A 25579-nucleotide genomic window follows, 5' to 3' on the forward strand; every position below is an offset into this window, starting at 1 on the left:
GTTGTTATACATATATAACAACTGGTGCCCGGGTGCAAGGGAAGTGGTGTGGGAGCATGGCGACCATGCAGGGGGCCAATGCGGAAAGCGGCGCGGTGTCCGCCGGCGCCGGTGTGCCGCTGCACCGGCAACTGTTTTTGGTATTGCACGACGAGATCGATCGCGGCGTGCTGGGTCCCGGCGACGCGCTGCCGACCGAGCAGACGCTGTGCGATCAGTTCGGGGTTTCGCGTATCACGGTTCGCCGCGCGCTGGCGGACCTGGCCGACCAGGGATACATCGAGCGCCGCCAAGGCGTCGGTTCGTTCGTCCGGGAGCGCGCGCCGGCTGACCTGCCCGCGGCCGGCGGCTCCTACATGGACGGGTTGCGGCAGGCCCAGTTCGAGACCGAGGTCGACGTGCTCGAATACGACTCGCATCGGCGCCCGCCACGTCCTGTCGCCGACGCGCTGGAGACCTCCGGCGAGCTATTGCACATCGTGCGGGTGCGCCGCCAGCGCCGGACCGGTGAGCCGTTGATGGTCACCGAAGCCTGGCTGCCAAACGCGTTGGCGGACAAGCTGCCCGAGTCGGTGATGCGGCGCAAACCGCTCTACGAGCTGCTGGCCGATGCCGGTGTCGTGGTGCAGCGGATGCGCCACGAGATTACCGCCGAGATCGCGGGTCCGCGCTTTGCCCGCCTGCTCGACACCGCGATCGGGACCGCGCTGCTGCGGGTCAACCGGCTCGCATTCGTGGCGGACCTGCCGCACCATTACCTGTCGATCCTATTGTCGCCGAGCCGCAGTCGCGTGCTGATGAGTCAGTCGGCGGCCGAGTTGGAAACGGGCGACGGCCTGGCAATCGCCCACGATGTGCGGCGGGACTCGCGTTAACGAATCAGGCCGACCCCCGGGACGAATCGGCCGACGGCGGCCGCATAGGCCCGATATGCGTCGCCGTGGGCTCGCAGCAAGTGCGGCTCCTCGACACGGCGTACCTGTAGCTCGACGGTCGCGACGAGCAGGATAAACCCGGCACAGGCAACGACATTCGGCGTCACCAGCGCGACCCCGAAGTCAAAGGTGAACATCGCGGTATAGATCGGGTTGCGCACCTGCCCGAACACGCCCGTGTGCACCAGTGTCGTGGTTTCCCGTTCGTCCACCCCGATCCGCCAGGAATCACCCATCTCGAGTTGCGCGTACACCGTGGCGGCGATGCCCAGAATCGCGACAACGATCCCGACGTACTGGATCCACCCGGCGGTCAGCACACGCAACGGCTCAACCACGTTGCAGAGCTGCAGGATTGGAGCGCTCGCCGCTACCGCCAGCGCGATGGCGAAACCGACGCCGGCGATCCATTCCGTCACCCCGCCGCGGATGCCGCGAAAGCCGGCGGATCCGGTACGGCGATACTGCAGCCAACTGCGCCAACCGAATCCGAACACCCCAAAAGCGGCAAAGAGCGTCAGGGCGACGACGGCGACGCCGCTCATCAGGTGGGTCCGGGCATTGCCGCGGCGATGGCGCTGGCATCCGGTGCGCAATCACCGGCTCCTGGCACCAGTGTCGACAGCGCGGCCGCGGTGCAAGCCCGCTCCAAGGCTGCCAATCGCTCGGCCCGCGAACCCGGGTCGTGCGGCCAGCTCGCTGCCAGTACTCCGGCAAAGACGTCACCGGCACCGGTGGTGTCCACCGCGTGCACGGTGGGCGCGGGTACCCAGAGCTCGTCGTCAGGGCTGACGTAGCGAGCGCCGCGGGCACCAAGCGTGGTCACCAAATGATTTGGTCGCCACGGTAATTCCTCGGTTTCGTTCTCGTTGGCGATCACCACGTCCGCGAGATCCGCCAGTTCGGCGAGCGCGCTTCGCACCTGGTGGCACGGCGACGCGTTGACGATGACGACCGCACCCGCCGTCTTGGCTACGCGTGCCGCGGCCACCGCCGTGGCGATCGGAATCTCCAACTGGGTCAACAACACATCACTGTCGGTGATCACCCGGGTGGCCGCCGTACTCGCAGTGAGCTGTCCGTTGGCTCCCGGCGCCACCACGATGGTGTTCTCGGCGCCGGCATCGACCACGATGATCGCCGTACCGCTGGGACCGGGGACGGTCACGGTCGCGTCCAACCCAACACCGTTGGCCACCAGATGTGCCCACAAGCTCGCGGCCGCGTCGTCGTCGCCGAGCGCCCCGACGAACTGCACGTGCGCGCCCGCGCGTGCCGCGGCGACGGCCTGGTTGCCGCCTTTGCCGCCGGGCGCGTAACTCAATGACGATGCGAGCACCGTCTCGCCCGGGCGGGGAAGCGCGGCGACGTCGCAGGTGATGTCCATATTCACGCTGCCGACGACGCAGACCCTAGCCATCTGTTCAACGTTAGTCGCCTGTTGCTTGCCATTTGACGGCAATCGCATGCCTCAAACGCCAATTTTGTGATGTCCGCGCGCTAGTGTGCTGCGTGAACAGCGCGTCGTTGGGAAGAAGGAAGCCAGTGACATCGAGTGAGCTGACCGACGCCGCATCGGCCGCCGAATCCCTCCCGGCCAAACAGGCAGTGCCCCAAGAGGGTGCGTCGCGCCCGAGTCGCCGGTTTCGCCGCCGGCGGTTCCTGCGGGTAGGCATCCAGTCCAAGCTGTTGATGACTCTTTTGATCTGCAGCATCTTTTCGGTGGCCGTCGTCGGCTTCATCGGGGCTCTCACCGGCCGCAGCGCACTGCGCCAAGTCGAGGCCGAACGTCTGACCGAGTTGCGCGAGTCTCAGAAGCGGCAACTGGAATCGCTGTTCAAGCAGATGACGAACTCCCTCATCGTCTACAGCGGCGGCTTCAGCATTGTTCAGGCCATGGAAGCGTTCTCCGCCGGCTTCAACCAGTTGGGCAACGCGACGATCAGCCCCGCGCAGCAGCAGTCGCTCGTCAACTACTACGACAACGAGATGATCAAACCGATCAAGCGCATCACCGGCGACACGATCGATATCAATGCCGTGATGCCGAGTACCAACGCGCAGAAATATCTTCAGGCGAACTACACCGCGCCGCCCAGGACCAGTGCCGACGGGCTGCCGGTGGTGGACGCGGGCGACGGCAGTGCGTGGTCGGCGGCTAATGCGCGATTCGACTTCTACATGCGCGGCATCGTCACTCGCTTCGACTATCGAGACGTGCTGTTGCTCGACAACGGCGGCAATGTCGTCTACTCCGTGGCCAAGGGTCCCGACCTGGGCACCAACATCTTCACCGGCCCCTACCGCGAATCCAATCTGCGCGATGCCTATCAAAAAGCCTTGCGTTCCAACGATGTCGACTTCGTCTGGATCACCGACTTCCAGACGTATCAACCGGCGCTGGATGCTCCCACCGGCTGGGTGGTGTCGCCGATCGGCATGAACGGCAAGATCGACGGCGTAATGGCTTGGCCGCTGCCAACTCCGAAGATCAATCGGATCATGACCGCGGACAAACAGTGGCAAGCCGCCGGCATGGGTCCGTCGACCGAATCGTATTTGGTGGGTCCTGACGGCCTGATGCGCTCCGATTCCCGGATATTCCTGGAGGATCCGGACGAATATCGTAAGGAGGCGATCGCGGCCGGAACGCCACCCGACGTCGCTAACAAGGCGGTTCAGTTGGGGACGACGATCCTCGTGCAGCCCGCGCAAACGGCGGGCTTTCGTGCCGCTCAACGCGGGCAAACCGGAACCGTCACCGGCACCGACTACACGGGCAACAGCGAGATGGAGGCCTATACCCCGTTCAACGTGCCCAATTCCGATCTGCACTGGTCGATCTTGGTGACACGCGACGACTCGGATGCTTTTGCGCGGCTGGGCAGATTCAGCCAAACACTGGTGGTCGGTGTCGCATCGATGATCTTCGTCGTGTGTGTCGCCTCGATGCTGCTTGCCCAGATCATGCTGCGGCCCGTCCGGCGGCTACAGGCCGGTACCCAGAAGATCAGCTCCGGCGACTATGAAGTCAATATCCCGGTCACCTCGCGTGACGAAATCGGGGACCTCACCCAGGCTTTCAACGAGATGAGCCGGAACCTGGCGATCAAGGACGAGCTGCTCAACGAGCAACGCAAGGAAAACGACCGCCTGCTGCTGGCACTGATGCCGGAGTCGGTGGCGCAACGCTATCGCGAAGGTCAGGAGACCATCGCCGAAAAGCACCAGGACGTGGCCATCATCTACGCCGATATCGTTGGCCTGGACGAGATTTCGATCGACCTGTCCGGCGACGAACTGGTGGGCATCGTCGACGATCTATTCCGCCAGTTCGACGCGGCAGCCGAATCGCTCGGCGTCGAACGGATTCGCACCTTCCACAACGGTTACCTGGCCAGTTGCGGGGTCGTGACGCCGCGACTGGACAGCATCTACCGAAGCCTTGACTTCGCCCTGGAGATGCGTCAGATCATCGATCGGTTCAACAGCCAGAGCTCACACGAGCTGAAGCTGCGCGTCGGCATCAATACCGGCAACGTGATCAGCGGACTAGTGGGACGATCAAGCCTCGTCTACGACATGTGGGGTGGGGCGGTGAGCCTGGCCTACCAAATGCACAGTGGTGCACCGCAACCCGGCATCTACGTCACCTCGAAAGTTTACGAGGCGATGCGGGACACCCGGCAATTCACGCCGGCCGGCACGATCTCGGTCGCCGGATTAGATCAGGCGATCTATCGGCTGTCGGAGCGGTAATGAACGCATTCCAGTCAACGTGGTTCTACTGGGCCATCGGCGTCGCGATCGGATTCCCGGTCATGCTGATCCTGCTGACCGAGCTGCACCACGCACTGCTTCGCCGAAACAATCGCCTGGCCCGCCAGATCAGCCTGCTGCGCAACTTTGTGCTGCCGCTGGGCGCGCTGTTGGTGCTGCTGGTCAACGCCGCACAGGTCTCGGCCGAAGACGGTCTGGTACGCATCCTGTCCACGCTGTTCGGTTTCCTGGTGCTGGTCATGTTGCTGTCCGGGCTCAACGCGACCGTATTCGAGGGCGCACCGCAAAACAGCTGGCGCAAACGACTGCCCACGATTTTCCTCGACGTGGCCCGGTTCGCGCTGATCGGTGCCGGCCTGGCCGTCATCTTGTCCGTCATTTGGGGTGTCCGGGTCGGCGGTCTGTTCACCGCATTGGGGGTGACGTCGGTCGTCCTCGGTTTGATGCTGCAGAACTCCGTCGGCCAGATCGTGTCCGGCCTGTTCATGTTGTTCGAGCAGCCCTTCCGCATCGACGACTGGCTCGACGCGTCCAACGAGCGCGGCCGCGTGGTCGAGGTCAACTGGCGGGCTGTGCACATCCAAACCGGCAGCGGGATACGGGTCGTGCCGAACTCGATGCTGGCCAGTACCTCGTTCACGAACCTCAGCCGCCCGCAAGGCACCCACAAGCTGTCGATCAAGACGACGTTTGCGGCCGCGGACCCGCCCGATCGGGTCTGCGCAATGCTGACGCGTGTCGCGAGCGAGCTGCCGCAACTCAAGACCGGCAGCGTTCCCCGATCGGTTCCCGTCGGCAAGGGCGAGTACTCGACCAGCCTCGGACTGAATTCGCCCGCGGAGGACGGCGCCGCGCGATCGACCTTTCTGCGCTGGATCTGGTACGCGGCCCGGCGCGAAGAACTGCACCTCGACGACGCCGACGACGACTACTCGACCAGGGAACGGGTCGAAGACGCGTTGCGAACCGTGGTGGCGCCGGCGTTGCGGCTCAGCGTTGCCGATCAGCAGGCACTGCATTCCTCGGCGCGAATCGTCCTGTACGGCGCGGACGAAATCGTCGAGTACGCGGGGCAGGTTCCGGCGGGGATGACGTTCGTGATCGCCGGGCGGGTGCAGATGATGGCCACGGCCGAGGACGGGTCGGTGGTGCCGATCAGCACGCTGGAGGCGGGCTCCTTCCTGGGCCTGACCGCGCTCACCCGCCAACCCAACCTCGCCAGCGCGTATGCCCTGGAAGAGGTGACCGCATTGATCATCGATCGCGATCACCTCGAGCACCTGGTCATGCGTGAACCGTTGCTGCTGCAGGACTTTGGCAACATCCTGGAAGAGCGGCAGAGCAAGGTGCGGCAAGCCGAACGTGGTGAGCGCGTCGGTTGAGCCCGATCGCCCACCCAGGCCGCCTTACTTGGCCAGCTCAAGCCCGATACCCTGGTTCAATGAGTCTGCAAGCGCCATCGCGTCCTGACTTGCGTCAGGAGGTCCACAACGCCGCCCGCCGGGCCCGCGCCGCGTCCCGCGTGTTGGCGTTGTTGCCGACGGTGGCCAAGGACCAGGCGCTGCAGTCCGCCGCCGCGGCGATCATCGCCGACACTCGCCGGATCCTGGCGGCAAACGCCGAGGATCTGAAGGTCGCCCGGGCCGCCGGGACGTCGAACGCGATGCTCGACCGGTTGGCGCTGGACACCAAGCGTGTGGAGGGGATCGCCGCTGGTCTGCGCCAGGTTGCGGGACTGCCGGATCCGGTCGGCGAGGTGCTGCGCGGCTACACGTTGCCCAACGGGTTGCAGCTGCGCCAGCAGCGGGTTCCGCTGGGCGTGATCGGCATGATCTACGAGGGCCGGCCCAATGTCACCGTCGACGCGTTCGGGTTGGCGCTCAAGTCCGGCAATGCCGTGCTGCTGCGCGGCAGTTCGTCGGCGGCGCGATCCAACCAGGCGCTGGTCGAGTCGTTGCGGGCGTCGCTGGTCAGCGAGGACTTGCCCGCCGATGCGGTCCAGTTGCTCTCGGCCGACGACCGGTCCACGGTCACCCATTTGATCCAGGCGCGCGGTCTGGTCGACGTGGTGATCCCGCGCGGGGGAGCGAGCCTGATCGACGCGGTGGTCCGCGATGCCCAGGTACCCACCATCGAGACCGGTGTCGGCAACTGTCACGTCTACGTGGACGGGGGCGCCGACCTGGATGTGGCGGAACGAGTTCTGCTGAATTCCAAGACACGACGGCCCAGCGTCTGCAACGCCGCCGAGACCCTGTTGGTGGACGCCGCGATCGCCGAAACCGCGGTGCCCCGGCTGGTGGGCGCTTTGCAAGATGCCGGCGTGACGGTGCACCTCGACCCCGACGAGGACGACTTGCGTCGGGAGTACCTGTCGATGGACATCGCGGTGGCAGTCGTCGACGGCGTCGACGCCGCAATCGCGCACATCAACGAATACGGCACCGGCCACACCGAAGCCATCGTGACCACCAATATGGCTGCGGCCCAACGATTTTCCGACGGCGTCGACGCGGCCGCCGTGATGGTCAACGCATCGACATCGTTTACCGATGGCGAGCAATTCGGCTTCGGTGCCGAGATCGGCATCTCGACACAGAAGCTGCATGCCCGCGGTCCGATGGGCCTGCCCGAACTGACCTCGACAAAATGGATCGCATGGGGTGACGGCCAGATTCGTCCCGCCTGACCTAGCTTTAGGAGAACTGAGATTGTGAGCGTGCCCGCCCGGCCCACTCCGCTGTTCGCGGACATCAGCGACGTCTCGCGACGGTTGGCCGAGACTGGTTATCTGCCCGACACGGCCACCGCGACCGCGGTGTTCCTCGCCGACCGGCTGGGCAAGCCACTACTGGTCGAGGGTCCCGCCGGCGTGGGCAAGACCGAGCTGGCGCGCGCCATCGCGCAGGCCACCGGCTCGGGCCTGGTCCGGCTGCAGTGCTACGAGGGCGTCGACGAGGCCCGCGCCCTGTACGAGTGGAACCACGCCAAGCAAATCCTGCGCATCCAGGCCGGCACCGGCGACTGGGACCAGACCAAGGACGACGTGTTCAGCGAGGAGTTCTTGCTGCAGCGTCCGTTGCTGACCGCGATCCGGCGCACCGAACCGACCGTGCTGCTGATCGACGAAACCGACAAGGCCGACATCGAAATCGAGGGCCTGCTGCTCGAGGTGCTCTCCGACTTCGCGGTGACCGTGCCGGAGCTGGGCACGATCACCGCCGAGCGGACGCCGTTGGTCGTGCTGACCTCCAACGCCACCCGTGAACTGTCCGAGGCGCTCAAGCGTCGCTGCCTGTTCCTGCACATCGACTTCCCGACGCCCGATCTGGAACGGCGCATCCTGTTGTCCCGGGTGCCCGAGTTGCCCGCGCATCTCGCCGAGGAGCTGGTGCGCATCATCGGCGTCATGCGTGGCATGCAGCTGAAGAAGGTGCCGTCCATCGCCGAGACCATCGACTGGGGCCGCACGCTGCTGGCGCTGGGGCTGGACACCATTGACGACGCGGTCGTTGCCCAGACGCTCGGCGTGGTCCTCAAACACCAATCCGACCAGCAACGCGCGGCCGGGGAACTCAGGCTCAACTGATGCCCCCGCGCCGCGTCCGCCCCAGACGGCCACTCGCCCCGCACGGGTTGCCGGGCCACTTGGTGGGCTTCGTGGAAGCGCTTCGCGGAAGCGGGATTTCGGTGGGTCCGTCGGAGACGGTGGACGCCGGCCGGGTGATGGCCACCTTGGGTTTGAGTGATCGCGAGGTGCTGCGCGAAGGCATCGCGTGTGCGGTGCTGCGTCAGCCCGATCACCGCGACACCTACGACGCGATGTTCGACCTGTGGTTTCCCGCGGCGATGGGTGCGCGGGCGGTGGTCGTCGAAGACGAAGGTGGGTCCGGCCAAGACAACGACGCTCTTCCCGCCGACGACGTCGACGCGATGCGGCAGATGCTGCTCGATCTGCTAACCCAGAACGAAGATCTGGCCGATATGGACGAACGGCTCGTCGCGATGATCGCGCGAATCGTGGAGGCCTACGGCAAATACAGTTCCAGCAGGGGCCCGTCGTTCTCGTCGTATCAGGCGCTCAAGGCGATGGCGCTGGACGAGCTGGAGGGCAAACTGCTCGCCGGCCTGCTCGCGCCCTACGGCGACGAGCCGAGTCCCACACAAGAGCAGATCGCCAAAGCCCTTGCCGCACAACGGATCACTCAGCTGCGCAAACTGGTTGACGCCGAGACCAAGCGACGCACCGCCGAGCAGCTCGGCCGGGACCACGTCCAGATGTACGGCATCCCACAGCTTGCCGAAAACGTTGAGTTCCTGCGGGCCTCCGGCGACCAGCTGCGCCAGATGCAGCGCACGGTGGCGCCACTGGCCCGTACGCTGGCGACCCGACTGGCCGCACGGCGGCGCCGCAGCCGGGCCGGGACGATCGATCTGCGCAAGACGCTGCGCAAATCGATGTCCACCGGCGGAGTGCCGATCGATGTGGTGCTGGCCAAACCCCGTCCGGCCCGGCCCGAATTGGTCGTGCTGTGCGATGTGTCCGGATCGGTGGCCGGGTTCAGTCACTTCACCCTGCTGCTGGTTCATGCGTTGCGCCAACAATTCTCGCGGGTTCGGGTGTTCGCCTTCATCGACACCACCGACGAGGTGACTCACATGTTCGGCCCGGAATGCGATCTGGCCGTGGCGATCCAGCGGATCACCCGCGAAGCCGGCGTCTACAGCCGCGACGGCCACTCCGACTACGGCAATGCGTTCGTCTCGTTCCTGCAGGCCAATCCGCATGTGTTGTCGCCGCGCAGCTCGCTGCTGGTGCTCGGCGACGGGCGCACCAACTACCGTGATCCGGCCATCGACGTGTTGTCCGACATGGTCAACGCCGCCCGGCACGCACACTGGCTCAACCCCGAGCCCAGACACCTTTGGGGCAGCGGAGATTCGGCGGTGCCACGCTACGAAGAAGTGATCACCATGCACGAATGCCGGTCCGCCAAGCAGCTCGCCACGGTGATCGACCAGCTCCTGCCGGTCTGATCACGTCGTCTTCCGATAGACGAGCCAGCGCATCTCGACCGGGCTCTCATCTCACCAACGATCGGGAAAGCGTCGTCGGCCAGCTCGCTGCGGAACTCCGCGCAGAGTTGAACCCGCCGGGGAGGCACTCGCAGTGCCCGCCTCCGAGCGACAACGCCCGCACGCGTAGCGAGTGCACCCACGACGACATCGGTTTGTCGCTCGGAGGCGGGCACAACGCCAGATGCGGCGGCTGATGAGGCGTATGTGACCGCAGCGCGGCGACTGCCCGCCTCGAGCGGCCCGGTAAGCTGGCAAATCGTGCAAAAGCGCCGTCGCAGGCTGGGAGTGATGGGTGGGACATTCGACCCCATCCATTACGGGCACCTGGTCGCCGCCAGTGAGGTGGCCGACCTGTTCGACCTCGACGAAGTGGTGTTCGTGCCCAGCGGTCAGCCGTGGCAGAAGACCCGCAATGTCTCCGCCGCCGAGGACCGGTACCTGATGACGGTGATCGCCACCGCGTCCAACCCCCGGTTTTCGGTCAGCCGGGTCGACATCGACCGTGCCGGCCCCACGTACACCAAGGACACCTTGCAGGACCTGCACGCCCTCAACCCGGAGTCCGAGCTGTTCTTCATCACCGGAGCTGACGCCCTGTCGTCCATCCTGTCCTGGCAGGGCTGGGAAGTGGTGTTCGAGTTGGCGCGGTTCATCGGCGTCAGCCGGCCGGGTTACGAGCTGCGTCACGAACACATCACCGAAGTACTCGGCGAGCTGGCCAAGGATGCGCTGACCCTGGTCGAGGTTCCGGCGCTGGCGATCTCGTCGACCGACTGCCGCCAGCGTGCCGCCCAACGCCGCCCGCTGTGGTACCTGATGCCCGACGGCGTCGTGCAATACGTCTCCAAACGCCGGCTCTATCGCGCTCCCGTTGAGGGAGAGGCCAAGGCGACGCTAGGCCCAACGCAGTCCAGCCTGTCCGCGGGGAACAACTCATGAGCGCCACGCAGGAAGCTATCGACATGGCGACGATCGCGGCGAACGCCGCGGCCTCGAAGCTCGCCAATGACGTTGTGGTGATCGATGTTTCGGGACAACTGGTCATCACCGACTGCTTCGTCATCGCCTCGGCGTCCAACGAGCGACAGGTCAACGCGATCGTCGACGAGGTCGAGGAGAAAATGCAGAAGGCCGGCTATAAACCCGCACGCCGCGAGGGTGCCCGGGAGGGACGCTGGACGCTGCTGGACTACCGCGACATCGTCGTGCACATTCAGCACCAGGACGACCGCAACTTCTACGCCCTCGACCGCTTGTGGGGTGACTGTCCGGTCATTCCCGTGGATTTGTCGGATGGTTCGCAGGATTCGGCGAGCGCGCAATGAGTATCCGTCGGCTGCTGATGTTGCGCCATGGGCAAACTGACTTCAATGCGGGCAGCCGGATGCAGGGGCAGCTGGACTCCGCGCTCACCGAACTGGGCCATGCGCAGGCGGCTGCCGCGGCCGAGGTACTGGGCAAGATGCAGCCGCTGCTGATCGTGTCCTCGGATCTGCATCGTGCCTACGACACCGCGGTCAAGCTGGGGGAGCGGACCGGGTTGCGGGTACGGGTCGACGAACGGCTGCGTGAGACGCACCTGGGTGAGTGGCAGGGCTTGACGCACAACGAGGTTGACGGGCAGGCCCCGGGTGCCCGGCTCGCCTGGCGCGACGACGCCACCTGGGCGCCGCACGGCGGGGAAAGCAGGGTCGACGTCGCCGCCCGCAGCGTGCCGCTGGTCGCCGAGCTGGTGGCCGGTGAACCGGAGTGGGGAGATGCCGACGAGCCGGGACGACCGGTGGTGTTGGTGGCCCACGGCGGTCTGATCGCGGCGTTATCGGCTGCGCTGCTGAAGCTTCCGGTCGCCGACTGGCCGGTGCTCGGCGGGATGGGCAATGCCAGCTGGGTGCAGCTCTCCGGTCACTCCCAGGAGTCCGCCAGCGAATTCGACAGCATCCGCTGGCGCCTCGACGTGTGGAACGCTTCGGCGCAGGTCTCCAACGATGTCCTCTGAGGTACGGCCCACGCTGCTGGTCTTCGCCGACTCGCTGGCCTACTACGGCCCCACCGGGGGATTGCCCGCTGACGACCCCAGGATCTGGCCGAATATTGTTGCCACCCAATTGGGTTGGGATGTCGAGTTGATCGGGCGGATCGGCTGGACGTGCCGCGACGTGTGGTGGGCCGCCACGCAGGACCCGCGGGCATGGGCGGCGCTGCCTCGAGCCGGCGCGGTGATCTTCGCGACCGGTGGGATGGATTCGCTGCCGTCGGTGTTGCCGACCGCGCTGCGCGAGTTGATCCGATATGTCCGGCCGCCGTGGTTGCGGCGCTGGGTGCGCGACGGCTACGGCTGGCTGCAACCCCGGCTCTCACCGGTGGCCCGGCCCGCGCTGCCTGCGCACTTGAGTGCGGAGTATCTCGAACAGACCCGCGGCGCAATCGATTTCAACCGGCCGGGTATCCCGATCGTAGCGTCGCTGCCGTCGGTCCACATCGCCGAAACCTACGGCAAGGCCCACCACGGTCGCGCCGGCACAGTGGCGGCGATCACACAATGGGCGCAACAGCACGACATTCCGCTGGTCGATCTCAAAGCCGCCGTGGCGGAACAGGTGATGAGTGGACGCGGCAATCCCGACGGCATCCACTGGAATTTCGAAGCCCACCAAGCCGTCGCGGAGCTGATGCTCAAGGCACTGGCCGAGGCCGGCGTATCGGCCGAGAAGTCACGCGGCTAAGCAATGACAGTCGTGGTGGTGACCGATGCCTCGTCGCGTCTCCCGGCCGATCTGCTCGAAAAGTGGGCGATACGCGTCGTCCCGCTGCACGTCCTGCTCGACGGCGTCGACTTGCGCGACGGTGTGAACGAGATCCCCGACGACGTCTACGCGCATCACGCCACGACCGCGGCGGCCACCCCCGCCGAACTCGGCGCCGCCTACCGCGAGGCGCTGGCCGACTCCGGCGGCGATGGTGTGGTGGCAGTGCATATCTCGTCGGCGCTGTCGGGCACCTGTGCCGTGGGTGAACGGGCCGCAGCTGAAATCGGTCCGGCCGTGCGCGTCATCGACTCGCGGTCGGCGGCGATGGGCACCGGCTTCGTCGCACTGGCCGCCGCACGGGCCGCGGCCAGCGGTGCGGACCTGGAAGCCGTTGTGGCCGCTGCGAACTCGGCGATACACCGCGGTCACGCCTTCATCGTGGTGCACGGTTTGGACAATCTGCGGCGCAGCGGCCGGATCGGTGGCGCCAAGGCGTGGCTGGGCACCGCATTGTCGCTGAAGCCGCTGCTACGCATCGATGACGGCAAACTCGTCCTGGCCCAACGGGTACGGACGGTCAGCAAGGCGACGACGGCGATGCTGGACCGGGTCTGCGAAATCGTCGGCGACGATTCCGCGGCCGTTGCGGTGCACCACGTCGTCAACCCCGACGGGGCGAACGAAGTGGCGGCCGCGTTGGCTCAGCGGCTACCGGCCTGCGAGCCCGCCATCGTCACCCCGCTGGGGCCGGTGCTCGGCGTGCATGTCGGCCCCGGCGCCGTCGCGGTGTGCCTGGACCTAGCTCCTGGCAGCTGACGCGGTCGGCGCCACCCGGGCCGGTGGCAGACCGTAGTCGCCGCGCGGATGCACGACTTGCGGCCACCAGAACCAGCGTCCGAGCAGCGTCGCGATGGACGGCATCAACAGCGTTCGCACAATCAGCGTGTCGAGCAGCAGACCGATGCAGACGGTGGATCCGAACTGGCCCAGCACTCGCAGGTCACTGCCCAGCATCGACGCCATCGTGAACGCGAATACCAGACCCGCGGCCGTCACCACGCCGCCGGTGCCGGCCATCGACCGGATGATGCCGGTCTTGAGTCCGTGGTGGATCTCTTCTCGGAATCGGGAGACCAGTAGCAGGTTGTAGTCGGATCCGACGGCCAACAGGATGATCACCGAGAGCGCGGCGACGATCCAGTGAATCTTGATACCGAACAGATCCTGCCAAATCAACACGGACAGACCGAATGACGCCGCGATGGAACTGGCCGCGGTGCCGACGATGACCAGCGCGGCGACCACGCTGCGGGTGAGCAGCAACATGATCATGAAGATCAGCGTCAGTGCGGATACCACCGCGATCATCAGGTCGTATTTCTCGCCGTCGGCCATGTCCCGGAAGGTCGCGGCGGTTCCACCGAGATACACCCTGGCGTCGGACAGCGAGGATTGCTTCAAGCCCTCCTGCGCGGCGGTGCGTTCGGCGTCGACCCGCGAAATCCCTTCCGGCGTCATCGGATCGCCCTGATGGGTGATGAAGAACCGCGCCGACTTACCGTCCGGCGACAGGAACATGCGCAGTCCCGTCTGGAAATCCGGGTTGTCGAACGCCTCCGGTGGCAGATAGAAGAAGTCGTCGTTCTTCGACTGGTCGAAGCTTTGCCCCATCACGATGGCGGTGTTGCTCATCGCCTCCATCTGGTTGATCATCGCCTTGAACGTCTGGTAGAGCGTCAGCGTGATGCCCCGGGTGGTCTTCAGGGTGGTGATCAACGTGGGGAACAGCTCGGTCAGGTCGCGCGAGGCCTTGGCCGTGTGCTTGATGTCGGTCGTTAGGTAGTGAAACTGCTCGGCGAGCTGGTCGAAGCCGTCCAGCGTGTCGAACAGCGACCGGAAGCTGTAGCACAACGGAATGTCGTAGCAGTGCTTCTCCCAATAGAAGTACGTGCGCACCGGCCGGAAGGTGTCGTCGAAATCCGCGATGTGGTCGCGCAAGCTGTCGGTGATCTGTGACGTCACTTCAGTCGTCTTCGCACTGTCCTCGGCGGCATTGGCCAGGTCCTTCGACACCTCATACTGGCGCTGCGTGGTGTCGATCTGGGTCTGCAGGTCGTCGGCCATCCTGAGGATGTCGGCGATACGCTCTTTGAGGAAGCCCATGTTCTGCATCGTCGTCTGGCTTTGAATGCTGTTCTGGAACGGAATCGAGCTGTGCTGAATCGGAATGCCCAGCGGCCTGGTGATGTCCTGGACCATGGCGATGCCGAGCGTGCGCATCTCGTTTTTGGCCACCCGGTCCAACACCAGCATGTCGGCCGTGTTGCGCATGTCATGGTCGGACTCGACCATCAACAGGTCGGGGTTCATCCGGGCCTCGGAGAAGTGCCGGTTGGCGGCCTCCTGTCCTTGGTTGGACGGCGCCGAGAGCGGCAGATAGAAGCGGTCGTTGTAGCTCGTCACGTAGCTGGGCAGGGCGATCATGCCGACCAGCACCACCGCGGCGCTGACGGCCAAAATGGGTGCGGGCCAACGTACTACGGCAGTGCCCACTCGGCGCCAGAGTCGCCCTTGTTTGGCCGCGCGCTTGGTCTCGAACAGGTGAAAGCGGCTGCCGATGAAGATCACCGCGGGACCCAGCGTCAGGCCGGCCAAGACCACGACCAGCATGCCGATCGCCACGGGTGCGCCCATGGTGTTGAACCAGGGCAGCCGCGAGAAACTCAGGCAGTAGGTCGCCCCGGCAATCGTCAGGCCCGACCCTAAGACGACCGGCGCGACTCCCTTGAATGTGGTGTAGTAGGCCGATTCTCGATCCTCGCCGGCGCGCAGGGCCTCTTGGTAGCGGCCGACGAGAAAGATCCCGTAGTCCGTTCCCGCCGCGATCGCCAGCATGGTGAGGATGTTGGCGGCAAACGTCGTGAGCCCGAATGCGTTGTGGTAGGCCAGGACCGCGACCACGCCACGTGAACAGGCCAGCGCGACAAACGTCATGAACAGCTGGACCAGCGTGGTGACGATGGACCGGTAGACCAGCAGCAACATGATCGCGATCGCGCCCAGAGTGAACAGCGTGATCGTCGCCAGGCTGGCGTTACCGATCAAGTGCATGTCGTCGGACAGCGCTGCGGGACCGGTGACGTAGGCCTTCACCCCGGGCGGTGCCTTGTTCTCGTCGATCACCTTGCGGACGGCATCCACGGACTCGTTGGCCAGCGTGGTGCCTTGGTTACCCGCAAGGTTGATCTGTACGTAGGCGCCCTTGGCGTCGGCGCTCTGGGCGCCCGCCGCCGTCAGCCGGTCTCCCCAGAAGTCCTGAATGTGCTGGACATGCTTAGGATCCTGGCGCAGTTGCCGAATCAGCTTGTCGTAGTACTGGTGTGCCTCCGGGCCCAGCGGTTGCTGGCCCTCCAGCACGATCATCACCGTGCTGTTGGAATCGAATTCGTGGAAGTTGTGGCCCATGCGCATCATCGCCTTCATCGACGGTGCGTCCAGGGGCGTCATCGGCGCCGAGTGCGCCTCGCCGACGACTTCCAGGGTGGGAACGATGACGTTGACCAGGACCGTCACGGCTACCCAGATCAGGATGATCGGCACCGCGAAGATACGGATGGTGTGGGGGAGGTAGGGCCGGTGCCCGCGCTCGGGCTTACCCGAACCCTGGGTGCCGATCGGCCCGGTGTCGGCGGCGTCGTCGACACCCAAGTGGCTCTTGCTATTGAGATCGCTCATGCGGACTTCACCAAGCAGAAGGTTTGGGCGTTGTGGCCATCGGAGTTTTGCGTGTCGCGGACGACGCCGTCCACGGTGATCTTGCAGACGATTCGGCTGCCGTCACTTTGCGCCATGATGTTGGCGCTCACCGACGGCAGCGTGGTCGAGATCGTGGTTGTCCAGGGCAGCGGCGCGTTGTCGATCTGATGCGTGTTGGCGTCCGCATCCCAGTAATTGATGTTCGCGGTAGCACCCGGCGGGCCGGAGATCTCGTAGACGACGACCTTCGGATTGAACTGCACGATCTCGATCCCCTTGCCGGCGTTTGCGTTGAGGTCCTGCGAGCCGAACATCTTGTGCAGCCGCGACACGACCAGCGCCGAGACTGCCAGTACCACAATCAGCAGCAGCGGAATCCACGCCCGCTTGAGCACCTGGGATATGGCATCCGAGTTCGGCGAACCGCTCACCTTGACCGCCCTTCCGCTCACCGCTGCGGGGGCCCGCCGTCCTGCTTCGGAAAGCTCGCCACCGTGTCGACAACCTTAATTGTCGGCGGAACCTTTGCTCGGCTAAGTACTCTAAACCTTAGAGGACGGAACCGTTCCTCCGGGGGCCCCTGTCTATGGCCAAAGTCATATGGTTAGCGCGCCAGGCGGCCGGTCACCGGCGGCAAGTCGGCGAGGGTGACGATTCCGGGCCTGGCGGCCACCACCGCAGGGACCGCGTTGGTGACCGGCATCGCGGTATAGATCATGCCGAGCCCCATGAACCCGGGCTCGGTCCAATCCTTCGGCGGCAGGCAATGCAGGACGGTGCGCATGTTGGGCATGCCGAAGACCTGAATGACGTGGCCGTGCTCCAGCGGCTTGGGCGGGACAACGTGGTTACCCATGGTCCAGTTGAATCCGACGCTGACGACGTTGCGGTCGCCTTCCCAGCCGCGGTGGAAGCCGTACACACCGCCGACCGTGCCGGCGGGGATCTTCATGAAGCCCAGATCGGAGTCGCCGGTGGCCGCGGTGAACGTGACGTCGAAGGTCATCTTGTCCAGCTTGGCGCCGATCGCGTCGGCCATCATCGCCGCCGACTCGGCGAACACTTCGCTTTCCCGACGGACGTTCTCGGCCAGCCCCGGCGTGTCGGGGTCTTGTGAGAACCCCATCGCCGTCTGGGTTTCGGCGGATTCGTAGGTCGAGCAGTCCACCGATTCGGTGATCCGGATTTCGTCCACGCGCTCGCAGGAGGCCGAGAGCACCATGCCGACCATGTTCGTCATGCCGGGATGCGCGCCGCTGCCGAAGATCGTCGATTGGCCTTTCTGGCAAGCATCTTCGATGCGTTTGCGGTCCTGCGGGGTCTGTTTGCCGCCGGTGATCCAGGCCGCGCTGGTGCACACGTTGACCCCTGACTCCAGGAGCCGCACCAATTCGTCGATGTTGGGCCACAACGGGTTATAGCAACACGCGTCGGCGCCCAGCGCGATCAGCGAGTCGATGTCGTTGGTGGCGGATATCCCGGTCGGCTCCGGCCAGCCGCAGAGCTCGGCGGCATCGACGCCGACCTTGTCCGCGCCGTGCGCGTACACCCCGACCAGTTCCAGGTCGGGCCTGCCGATGATGGCGTGCAGCGAGCGCCGCCCGATGTTGCCTGTCGTCCACTGAATGACACGTAACGGATGGTCTGGACTGGCTGTGCTCATCGTGGCTCCTTTGCCGCTGCGGGGGTGGAACCATTATGCGAAGCGGGCAACCCGGGTACCGGTCGGGGTGTTAGGCGTCCAGCCGGACGAATTGGTCCTGGCGGTACTGCTCGACGCAGGCGGCGCGGCGGATCTTGCCGCTCGTCGTGGTGGGGATCGACCCGGCAGCTACCAGCACGAGATCCCCGACATTGAGACCGTGTGCATTGGATATCGCGGAGGTGACCTCGCTCTTGACCCCGCTGAGCCATCGCTTAGCATCCTCGTCGAAGTCGGCTCGCCTCTTGAGCTCGACGATGGTGACCAGTTGCTCGGTACCGTCGGTCGGAACCGAAATCGCCGCGACCCGGCCGCGGGTGATCTCTTGGACCGTGGTCTCGATGTCCTCGGGATAGTGATTGCGCCCGCGGATGATCAGCAGATCTTTGATGCGCCCGACGATGAACAGCTCACCGGAGTAGATGAAACCCAGGTCGCCGGTTCGCAGCCACGGCCCATCCGGCGTGCCGGGCGACGGGTCGACCAGTGTTGCGCCGAAGCAGCGCTGCTCGGAAGGTGGCTTGCGCCAATAACCGTCGGCGACATTCTCGCCATGCACCCAGATCTCGCCGATCAGCTCCGGTGGGCATTCCCGGTTCGTCTCACCGTCCACGATGCGCACCGTAGGGGAGTGCGGTATCCGGTATTTGACCAGCGCCGTGCCCTTCCTGGCCGGGCAGGGCTCAACCCGGCCCGCGCCCAGCGCTTCGGCGTCGAAGTGGGCCGCCGGCGAGGATTCACTCCAGGTGCCGGTGGTGACGAAGACCGTGGCCTCGGCCATGCCGTAGGACGGGCGCATCATGTGGTCTTGAAAGTTGAAGTGCGCGAACCGATCTACGAAGCGGCGTAAGGTGGCCGGCTCGACACGCTCGGCACCGCTGATGATGCCCAGCACACCGCCGAGGTCGAGTCCGGCCAGGTCTTGGTCGGTGGTCTTGCGAGCGGCCAGGTCGAAGGCGAAGTTGGGCGCCGACGACCAGGTGTGCGGATTTTCGGCCAGCGCTCGGACCCACCTGGCCGGTCGCTCCAAGAATCCGACCGGACTGGTCAGCTCGGCACGATGGCCGCTCAGGATCGGGGCGCAGACTCCCAGCACCAAACCCATGTCGTGGTAGAAGGGCAACCACGACACGAGGGTGAGGTCCGGCGGGATGGTGATGCGCGCGGCCGCGAAGAAGCTGTGCATCAGCTGCTCGAAGTTGGCCTCGAGGTTTCGGTGCGAGATCATCACGCCGGTCGGCGTCCGGGTCGAACCGGAGCTGTACTGCAAGTACGCGATGCTCGGCAAATCGGCTGTCGGAGTGTTCCTTTCGACGTCTGCATCCAGATTCAGCGAATCGATTTCGATGATCTTCGGCACATCGTGCAGGTGGGCTTGGTCGACGAATTCGGCGACGTCTTCGGCGAAGGCGGATGTGGTGAGAACCACCGAAGGCGACGTGTCGGCGAGGACCGCGCTCACCCGCTCGTGATTCGAGCCGCGATGTGGCAGCGGAAGTGGAACGGCGATAAGCCCCGCCTGCATGGATCCCAAGAACGCCGCGATGTAGTCGAGGCCCTGCGGAGCCAGGATGACCGCCCTGTCTCCGACCGACCCGTGCAGGCCGAGATCGCGCGCGACATTGAGTGTTCGGCGCGAGGTCTGCGCCCAGGTGAGGCTCTCGCGTGCACCGTCGGGGTTGCCCTCGTAGCTGGTGAACGTGTACGCCACGTCATGCGGTCGCAGGCTGGCCCGCCCATGCAGCATGGCGAGAATCGATGATCCGGACATCGGCGCGTGGTCAGCCGGTGCCGTGGGACAACACGGACGTGGCACCGGCGAGAATCTGAGACAGCGGATCGGCGCCGCCGCCGAAGGTGGCCTGGTTGGCCGGTGCCGTGACTTCGGCCGGGTCGAACCCGTGCACCGGGTCAACCTGAACCGGAGCGGTCGCCGGGTCGTCGTTGCGCGAGTACCCGGCATTCACGCGGGGGATCAGGATCGCGTCGAGCTTGTTGAGCGTGTCTTCGTCGATCCCGACGTATTTCAGCGGCATCACAAGCGGCAGATGCTTTTCCGGGACCATGATCGTCGTGTCCCTGGCGCCCCGGGAGTTGATCGTCGTCCTGATGTTCTGTGGCGGCACCATGCTCGGATTCGTGAAGGCCACCGCGGTGTGACCGGTAGCGAGGCCCAGCAGCGTGTTGGCGAGCGCGAACAGGTTGTCGGGCCGGTCAGGGAAGTCCGCGATCGAGTCGTACGCGGACACGAACCTGTTTGTGTCGTACTGACTTTCGTACGGCGGCGGCATGGTGTAGTCGAGAGCGGGGACGGTGCTGCCGACCGGGAACATGGCGCTCAGGAAGCTCTGACCGAAGGCATGACGCCCGATCGGGTCGCCGAAGGTGGCGAAGTTCAGCCGGTCCGGCGGGGGAGCGGTCGGGTCATTGGCCAGCCGTGCCTGCTCGCCGTCGACCACGAACCCGCCCTCGGACAAGCCGATCGCGGTGCCGGGGCGCCCGGCGCGGATCGCCGCATCGAGGTTGTTCACTCCGACGTCGACCGACTCGCCGACGCTGGGACCGTCCAGACCCAGGCCCGGGAATAGTTCATCGAAGCGGCCGATGCCGGGGAAGAGTCGCTCCAGCACGTGGCCCTGCACCTGGCCCGCCGGGTAGCGGACGATTTCGCGCTGCTGCCCGGGGAACCATTGCGCGCCCTCTTGACGGATGTATTCGTCATAGGGGATACCCAGCACATGAGCACCGCCGAGTGCGAATGCGGTCTGGTCGCCCGGGGCGCCGGGAGTCGGCGGTCCGCCGATGGGCGTGTCGTCAGCCGAGGCGGTTGCCACGCCGAAATAGCCTGTGGCGCTGACAGTTACCAGCGCTGAAACTCCTGCGAGTAGCTTCTTCATTCCAGATCCTGACCGCTCGGATTCGTCTCGTAGTCTCACATAGATCATGCGTACCCCCTAACCGGGTTGTGGCTCGGCGCGTCGGCGCACGCCCACCCGCGATGGCCACCAGTTCGCGCGCCCAAGCAGTGCAGCGATGGCGGGAACCGTGACGGTGCGCACCAAGAAGGTATCCAGCAAGATTCCCACCCCGATCACGAAACCGCCCTGCACGACGGTCCCGATGCTGGAGAACAACAGACCGCACATCGACGCGGCGAAGATCAGGCCGGCGGCGGTGATCACGCCGCCTGTCGAACTGAGCGTGCGAATGATGCTGTAGCGCATGCTGTGTCCGGACTCCTCACGCATTCGCGAAACGAGCAGCATGTTGTAGTCGGCCCCGACCGCGACCAGCACCACGAACGCCAGCGGCGGCACGCTCCAATGCAATTGCTGGCCCAGCAGGTATTGAAAGGTCAGTACGCCGATACCGACCGCCGACAAATAGGAAATGACCACGGAAGCAACCAGATACAGCGGCGCAACGATCGCACGAAGCAGTGCGATCAAGGTCACCAGTACGACGAGCAGGGTTACCGCGATGATGAACCTGATGTCGTGTTGGTAGTAGTCGCGGGTGTCCTTCAAACCGACCGTGTACCCCGCCATCGAAACCGTAGCGTCGGACAGCGCGGTGTTCGGTTGCGCCCCGCGAGCGGCCGCGGTGATCGCCGTGACCTGATCCATCGCTTCGGTGCTGAACGGATTCAGTTTGGTTTGAACCAAATACCGCACCGAATGGCCGTCCGGCGAAATGAACACCTTGGCCGCTTTCTGAAACTCCTCTAGCTGCAGCAGCTGTGGCGGGATATTGAATCCCGCCATGGCCGGTTGTGCCGCATCGCGTTTCAGCGACAACAGAAATGCCGCGGACTCGCCGAGCCCGGAACCGAGCTGCTTGACTTGATCGACGAGCTGGGCCACGGCGTCGGCTATTTGCCGGCTGCCGCCGGCGAGGCGGTTCGCGCCGTCTTGCACGCTGTTCAAATTCGCTTGCAGGCCACCGGGTTTGTCCATGCCCATCGAGTGCATCACCTTGGTCAGCTTCCCCAACGCGGCGCGCACCCGGTCCGTCGACGACTTCAGTGCTCTTTTGTCCTGGTAATCCTGCAGTTGGTGGGCCAGATCGTTGATCGCGTCGAGGTCCGCTTGATCGCGGGAACCCACCAGCTGCTCGAACGTCCCGCGGGTCGCGCTGCACGATTGATCGGCGTCGCAGACCGGGTTGCCCTGCAGGGCTGCCAGCACCGGGCCGATCCAGGCGAACACGTTCTTGGCCGCCGAGAAGTTCCAGCCCATGGCATTGCTGAGCGAGTTGACGTGATCGACGAGCTGGGCTGCGAGGTCGACCTGTTTGACCAGCGCGTCGCCGGTGTACTGGCTTTTCGCCGACGAGAAGGCACTTTGCAGTTCCTCCAAGCTGGCCGCGAGCTGGCCGACCTGACCGCGGACCTCGGTCAGGCTGTTGGCCAGCGTGCCGCTCCCGGCGACCAGCCGGTTGAGGTCACCGGTGTGGTCGTTGATCATGGTGGACCCGCCGGCCAGCAGGGTGCCGATGGCGCCCGCCTGATAGGTGGCCCGGAATTGTTCGGGCACGGTTCCGGTAGGTCGCGTAATGCCGCTGACCGCAGCGATATTCGGCAGTTGGCTGACCCGGTCTGCCATCTGCTCCAAGTCCGCGAGGGCCTTCGGCGTGCGAAGGTCATGCGGCGATTGGATCAGGATGTACTCCGGGATGGATTGATTCACCGGGAAATGACGATCCAGCGCGGCATACCCGGCGGAGCTCGGAGCGGACGCCTGCAGGGCCTTGCGGTCGTCGTAGTTGTACCGCACCAGCCCTGCGCAGCTGGCCAGGATGATCAGCACCAGCACACTGGCGACCAGGTTGGCCCTGGGCCGGCGCACGATGCGGATCCCCGAACGTCGCCAGAATCGGCCGGTCAATTCGCGACGCGGCTTGACCCAGCCACGCGGCCCCGCGATCACCAGAATCGCCGGCAGCAATGTCACCGCGGCCAGGAAGGCCACGCCGACCCCGATCGCCGACGAAGCGCCGACCGTCTTGAACACGCCCATTTGGGCGAAGCTGATCAGGAGAAAAGTAATGCCCACGGTGGCGGCGGATGCGCCGATGACTTTGCCGATCGAAATCATCGCGCGTTTGATCGCCTGATCGGAATTCGCCCCCGAGCGCAGATAATCGTGATAGCGACTGATCAGGAAGACCGCGTAATCGGTTCCGGCGCCCGCCATTATGGCGCTCAGAAATACGATGGACTGATTCGAGACGCCGGCTCCGGTGAATAGGGAATAAGCCGCCACCACCGCCTGCGCGATGACCAGCGATATCCCGATCGTCAGCAACGGCAGCAGCATGGTGACGGCACTGCGATAAATCACCAGCAGGACGATCAGCACCAGGACGGCGATCGCCAGCTCGATGGGAAGCCGGTCCTTGTCGCCGGCGACCGTGAGGTCGGCGACGGTCGCCGCGGGGCCGGTGAGGTTGACGGTCAAAGGCGTTCCGGCGACGGAGTGTTTGACCAGGTCGCTGATCCGGTTGAACGCGGCGTAGGACTGTGGCGTGCCCAGCTCGCCGGCGACGCCGACCGGTAGCACCCATGCCTTGTGGTCCTTGCTGGTCACCACCGAGCGCAGCGGCGGGGAGCTGATGAAATCCTGCACCATCACGACGTCTCGCGTGTCGTGGCGCAGCGTGTCCACCAAGGAGCGGTACGCGGTTTCGTCGGCGGGTCCGAGCCCCTTGTCGTCGGTCAGGACCACCAGCAGCAGGTCCTCTGAACCTGATTCGTGGAACGCCTTGGTCATCTCGCGGGCGGTCACGCTCGATGGCGCATCACTGGGCAAGAGTGCAAGTGGATGCTTCTGGGCCATCTCCCCCAGCGAGGGCAAAGTCACCGCTAGAGCGACCGCAGTCGCGACCCAGAGCCCGATCACTATCCAGGGCCAGCGCACCACAAAATCGGTCAGCCGTCGCATATCGCCCTCGCCCCCGGTCGGCGCGGTCGGGCGCGCCCGCCGGCGACGCTCGCCGACGCGCTGCCACGCCGCGCTCGTTCATACCGTGCGCGACCGCAGTTCGCGCACTTGAGAAAAGCCCTAGCCTCGGATGGACCCACGCTACGCGACGCGCCCCCAATGCCCACTGCCAGCGACCCGGCCGCACACGGACTTCATAGCCGCCATGTAGCGGGTGACTGATTTCAGGGCGACCGGATTGTCGGGGTGCATGATCGCCATGACGGTCCCCTCGCCGTAGCGGAATACATAAATGGTCAGCTGATACGAGTACCGGCCGTCGGGATAGATCCCGATATTGTCGGCGAGGCCCAGATCGGCCGCCGCGAGGATCGCATTGAGTGGAGCGGCGCCGCCATGAAAGAAATTCGACACCGGAAAGTTCGGCTGCGGCCAGCGCAGCCACGGCGCCAATTCCAGTACGCGGTAGTAAGGCACCTTCGCCATGTCCAGACCGGAATCGAAAGAGGCCTGAGCTGCCCAAGCCGCATCGCCGAAAGAAGCGGCCGCGATCGGCACGGTGATCGGAATCAATCCGGTAAACCAACCCTGTGTCATGAAATTGTCCGCGGCGGTGCGCGAATCTCTAGGCGTGAGCCCGTAATACGTCAGGGCGCCGGTGAATTCATGCTCGATCAGGGCGAAGCAGGCGAACAGGCCACCGACGAAGCGCGCACCGGCGGCGGTGCAGGCGGATTCGAATCGCTCCGTTTGGGCCACGTCCATCAGAAGTTCGGAGGTCATCTGACTGCGACTGGACTCCAACGGGTTGCCCAGAGGGAGCGGGAATTCGGGGAAACCGCCATTGTTGTTGTCGGCGAAGTCGATCCACGCGCGCACCTCGGGCGAATCGACGGTCAACGTCGAGGTGTACTCGCGTTCGCGGATGCAGAATTCGTCGAAGCTACCGGCATCGGGAAGGGCCAGCGCCTCGCTGCCGCTGCTCAACGCCGAATACATGCCGTTGGCTTCCATCATCGTGGTGCCGATCAGCGTCGCATCCCCGTGCACGTGATCCATGGCGGCAAAAAATGTGAAATGGCTCTCGTTCTGGATGATCCCGAAAGTGAAACAGGCCCATTCCAGCGGATTTGGTATCGCCACGACATGGGCGTGTATCTCGTCAACAGTCATCTGGCCGTGGTCGATTGGCGCGAACTCGATATCGGCGGGATCGCGCAGGGTATGCCGGACGAACTCACCGGTGTCGGTGTGCGCGAACCAACTGCGGAACGTGTCGTGTCGCCGCAGATAGGAGTTGACGGCGTGGTTCATCGCCGCGACATCACAAGTCCCAGCCAACTCACAGGTCGCGATGATCTGGCGGGAGAAGTTCAGCCCCGCGGCCGTCCGTTCACAGTAGTTCCGAAGGTGCTGACGCTGCATGTAACTGACCGGCACGGAGCTGACCGGCGCTTGTCGGACCTTGTCTTTTGCCGCATCCGTCGGGTGCCACGAGGTGACGGAGCCCGGGGTCAGCGTCCAATCATCGAGCGCGCCGATCGTAATTTTCCCGATGCGCAAAACTACGTCCCCCTCGGAGTAAACGGTCCCGGTCCGGCCACTGGCGGCGCCACCAAGATAACCCGCCGGGCGATC

Annotated in this window: 20 protein-coding genes; 11 read left to right on the top strand and 9 right to left on the bottom strand. The window is 65.1% G+C overall.

What is annotated here, in order from left to right; genetic code table 11:
* Positions 1–56 precede the first annotated feature (56 nt).
* Positions 57–875 carry a GntR family transcriptional regulator gene (locus tag ACAG21_RS06435; RefSeq protein ID WP_370495135.1) on the top strand — a complete coding sequence of 273 codons (819 nt, stop codon included), beginning with the start codon at positions 57–59 and terminating at the stop codon, positions 873–875.
* Here ACAG21_RS06435 and ACAG21_RS06440 read toward each other — a convergent pair.
* Both ACAG21_RS06440 and ACAG21_RS06445 read right to left on the bottom strand, forming a co-directional pair.
* Positions 872–1480: an isoprenylcysteine carboxylmethyltransferase family protein gene (locus tag ACAG21_RS06440; protein WP_370495136.1), complete on the bottom strand. Its 609-nt coding sequence runs from the start codon at positions 1478–1480 to the stop codon at positions 872–874. The two genes, ACAG21_RS06435 and ACAG21_RS06440, sit on opposite strands and share 4 nt — an antisense overlap.
* Positions 1480–2355 (bottom strand): ribokinase, encoded by an 876-nt coding sequence (locus tag ACAG21_RS06445; RefSeq protein ID WP_370495137.1) that lies wholly within the window; start codon positions 2353–2355, stop codon positions 1480–1482. The genes ACAG21_RS06440 and ACAG21_RS06445 overlap by 1 nt, the downstream gene beginning before the upstream one ends.
* Positions 2356–2480: 125 nt before the next feature.
* On the opposite strand from ACAG21_RS06445, the gene ACAG21_RS06450 reads away from it, so the two are divergent.
* The 10 genes from ACAG21_RS06450 (at position 2481) to ACAG21_RS06495 (ending at position 13357) form a co-directional block, all read left to right on the top strand.
* Positions 2481–4694, top strand: coding sequence for an adenylate/guanylate cyclase domain-containing protein (locus tag ACAG21_RS06450; protein ID WP_370495138.1), 2214 nt, complete (start codon positions 2481–2483; stop codon positions 4692–4694).
* Positions 4694–6097, top strand: a complete 1404-nt coding sequence (locus tag ACAG21_RS06455) for a mechanosensitive ion channel domain-containing protein (protein WP_370495139.1) — start codon at positions 4694–4696, stop codon at positions 6095–6097. The genes ACAG21_RS06450 and ACAG21_RS06455 overlap by 1 nt, the downstream gene beginning before the upstream one ends.
* Before the next feature lie 59 nt (positions 6098–6156).
* Positions 6157–7404, top strand: a complete 1248-nt coding sequence (locus tag ACAG21_RS06460) for a glutamate-5-semialdehyde dehydrogenase (protein ID WP_370495140.1) — start codon at positions 6157–6159, stop codon at positions 7402–7404.
* Positions 7405–7428: 24 nt separating this feature from the next.
* Positions 7429–8304 carry an AAA family ATPase gene (locus ACAG21_RS06465; protein ID WP_370495141.1) on the top strand — a complete coding sequence of 292 codons (876 nt, stop codon included), beginning with the start codon at positions 7429–7431 and terminating at the stop codon, positions 8302–8304.
* Positions 8304–9752 (top strand): VWA domain-containing protein, encoded by a 1449-nt coding sequence (locus ACAG21_RS06470; protein ID WP_370495142.1) that lies wholly within the window; start codon positions 8304–8306, stop codon positions 9750–9752. Before ACAG21_RS06465 ends, ACAG21_RS06470 begins: the two co-directional genes overlap by 1 nt.
* A gap of 300 nt (positions 9753–10052) precedes the next feature.
* Positions 10053–10733 carry a nicotinate-nucleotide adenylyltransferase gene (nadD, locus tag ACAG21_RS06475; RefSeq protein ID WP_342928158.1) on the top strand — a complete coding sequence of 227 codons (681 nt, stop codon included), beginning with the start codon at positions 10053–10055 and terminating at the stop codon, positions 10731–10733.
* Entirely contained in the window at positions 10730–11119 is a 390-nt protein-coding gene (gene rsfS / locus ACAG21_RS06480) for a ribosome silencing factor (RefSeq protein ID WP_370495143.1), read from the top strand. The genes nadD and rsfS overlap by 4 nt, the downstream gene beginning before the upstream one ends.
* Positions 11116–11790, top strand: a complete 675-nt coding sequence (gene gpgP / locus ACAG21_RS06485) for a glucosyl-3-phosphoglycerate phosphatase (protein ID WP_370495144.1) — start codon at positions 11116–11118, stop codon at positions 11788–11790. The genes rsfS and gpgP overlap by 4 nt, the downstream gene beginning before the upstream one ends.
* Complete coding sequence (octT, locus tag ACAG21_RS06490; RefSeq protein ID WP_370495145.1) at positions 11780–12517, top strand: diglucosylglycerate octanoyltransferase; 738 nt, start codon at positions 11780–11782, stop codon at positions 12515–12517. Before gpgP ends, octT begins: the two co-directional genes overlap by 11 nt.
* Positions 12518–12520: 3 nt before the next feature.
* Positions 12521–13357 carry a DegV family protein gene (locus ACAG21_RS06495; RefSeq protein WP_370495146.1) on the top strand — a complete coding sequence of 279 codons (837 nt, stop codon included), beginning with the start codon at positions 12521–12523 and terminating at the stop codon, positions 13355–13357.
* Here ACAG21_RS06495 and ACAG21_RS06500 read toward each other — a convergent pair.
* The 7 genes from ACAG21_RS06500 to ACAG21_RS06530 form a co-directional block, all read right to left on the bottom strand.
* Entirely contained in the window at positions 13340–16276 is a 2937-nt protein-coding gene (locus ACAG21_RS06500; RefSeq protein ID WP_370495147.1) for an RND family transporter, read from the bottom strand. The genes ACAG21_RS06495 and ACAG21_RS06500 overlap by 18 nt on opposite strands.
* On the bottom strand, positions 16273–16701 hold the full coding sequence (locus ACAG21_RS06505) for an MmpS family transport accessory protein (protein ID WP_370495471.1): 429 nt from the start codon (positions 16699–16701) through the stop codon (positions 16273–16275). The genes ACAG21_RS06500 and ACAG21_RS06505 overlap by 4 nt, the downstream gene beginning before the upstream one ends.
* 200 nt (positions 16702–16901) lie before the next feature.
* Positions 16902–17960: a dihydrodipicolinate reductase gene (locus tag ACAG21_RS06510; protein WP_370495148.1), complete on the bottom strand. Its 1059-nt coding sequence runs from the start codon at positions 17958–17960 to the stop codon at positions 16902–16904.
* A 70-nt stretch (positions 17961–18030) separates the two neighbouring features.
* Positions 18031–19770 (bottom strand): AMP-binding protein, encoded by a 1740-nt coding sequence (locus ACAG21_RS06515; RefSeq protein ID WP_370495149.1) that lies wholly within the window; start codon positions 19768–19770, stop codon positions 18031–18033.
* Positions 19771–19780: 10 nt separating this feature from the next.
* On the bottom strand, positions 19781–20896 hold the full coding sequence (gene pe, locus ACAG21_RS06520) for an acyltransferase PE (protein WP_370495150.1): 1116 nt from the start codon (positions 20894–20896) through the stop codon (positions 19781–19783).
* A 57-nt stretch (positions 20897–20953) separates the two neighbouring features.
* Positions 20954–23941 (bottom strand): RND family transporter, encoded by a 2988-nt coding sequence (locus ACAG21_RS06525; RefSeq protein WP_370495151.1) that lies wholly within the window; start codon positions 23939–23941, stop codon positions 20954–20956.
* A gap of 141 nt (positions 23942–24082) precedes the next feature.
* Positions 24083–25504 carry a condensation domain-containing protein gene (locus ACAG21_RS06530; RefSeq protein ID WP_370495152.1) on the bottom strand — a complete coding sequence of 474 codons (1422 nt, stop codon included), beginning with the start codon at positions 25502–25504 and terminating at the stop codon, positions 24083–24085.
* Positions 25505–25579 lie beyond the last annotated feature (75 nt).

The sequence above is a fragment of the Mycobacterium sp. pR1184 genome (assembly GCF_041287235.1).
In the GTDB taxonomy this organism is placed as follows: Bacteria; Actinomycetota; Actinomycetes; order Mycobacteriales; family Mycobacteriaceae; genus Mycobacterium.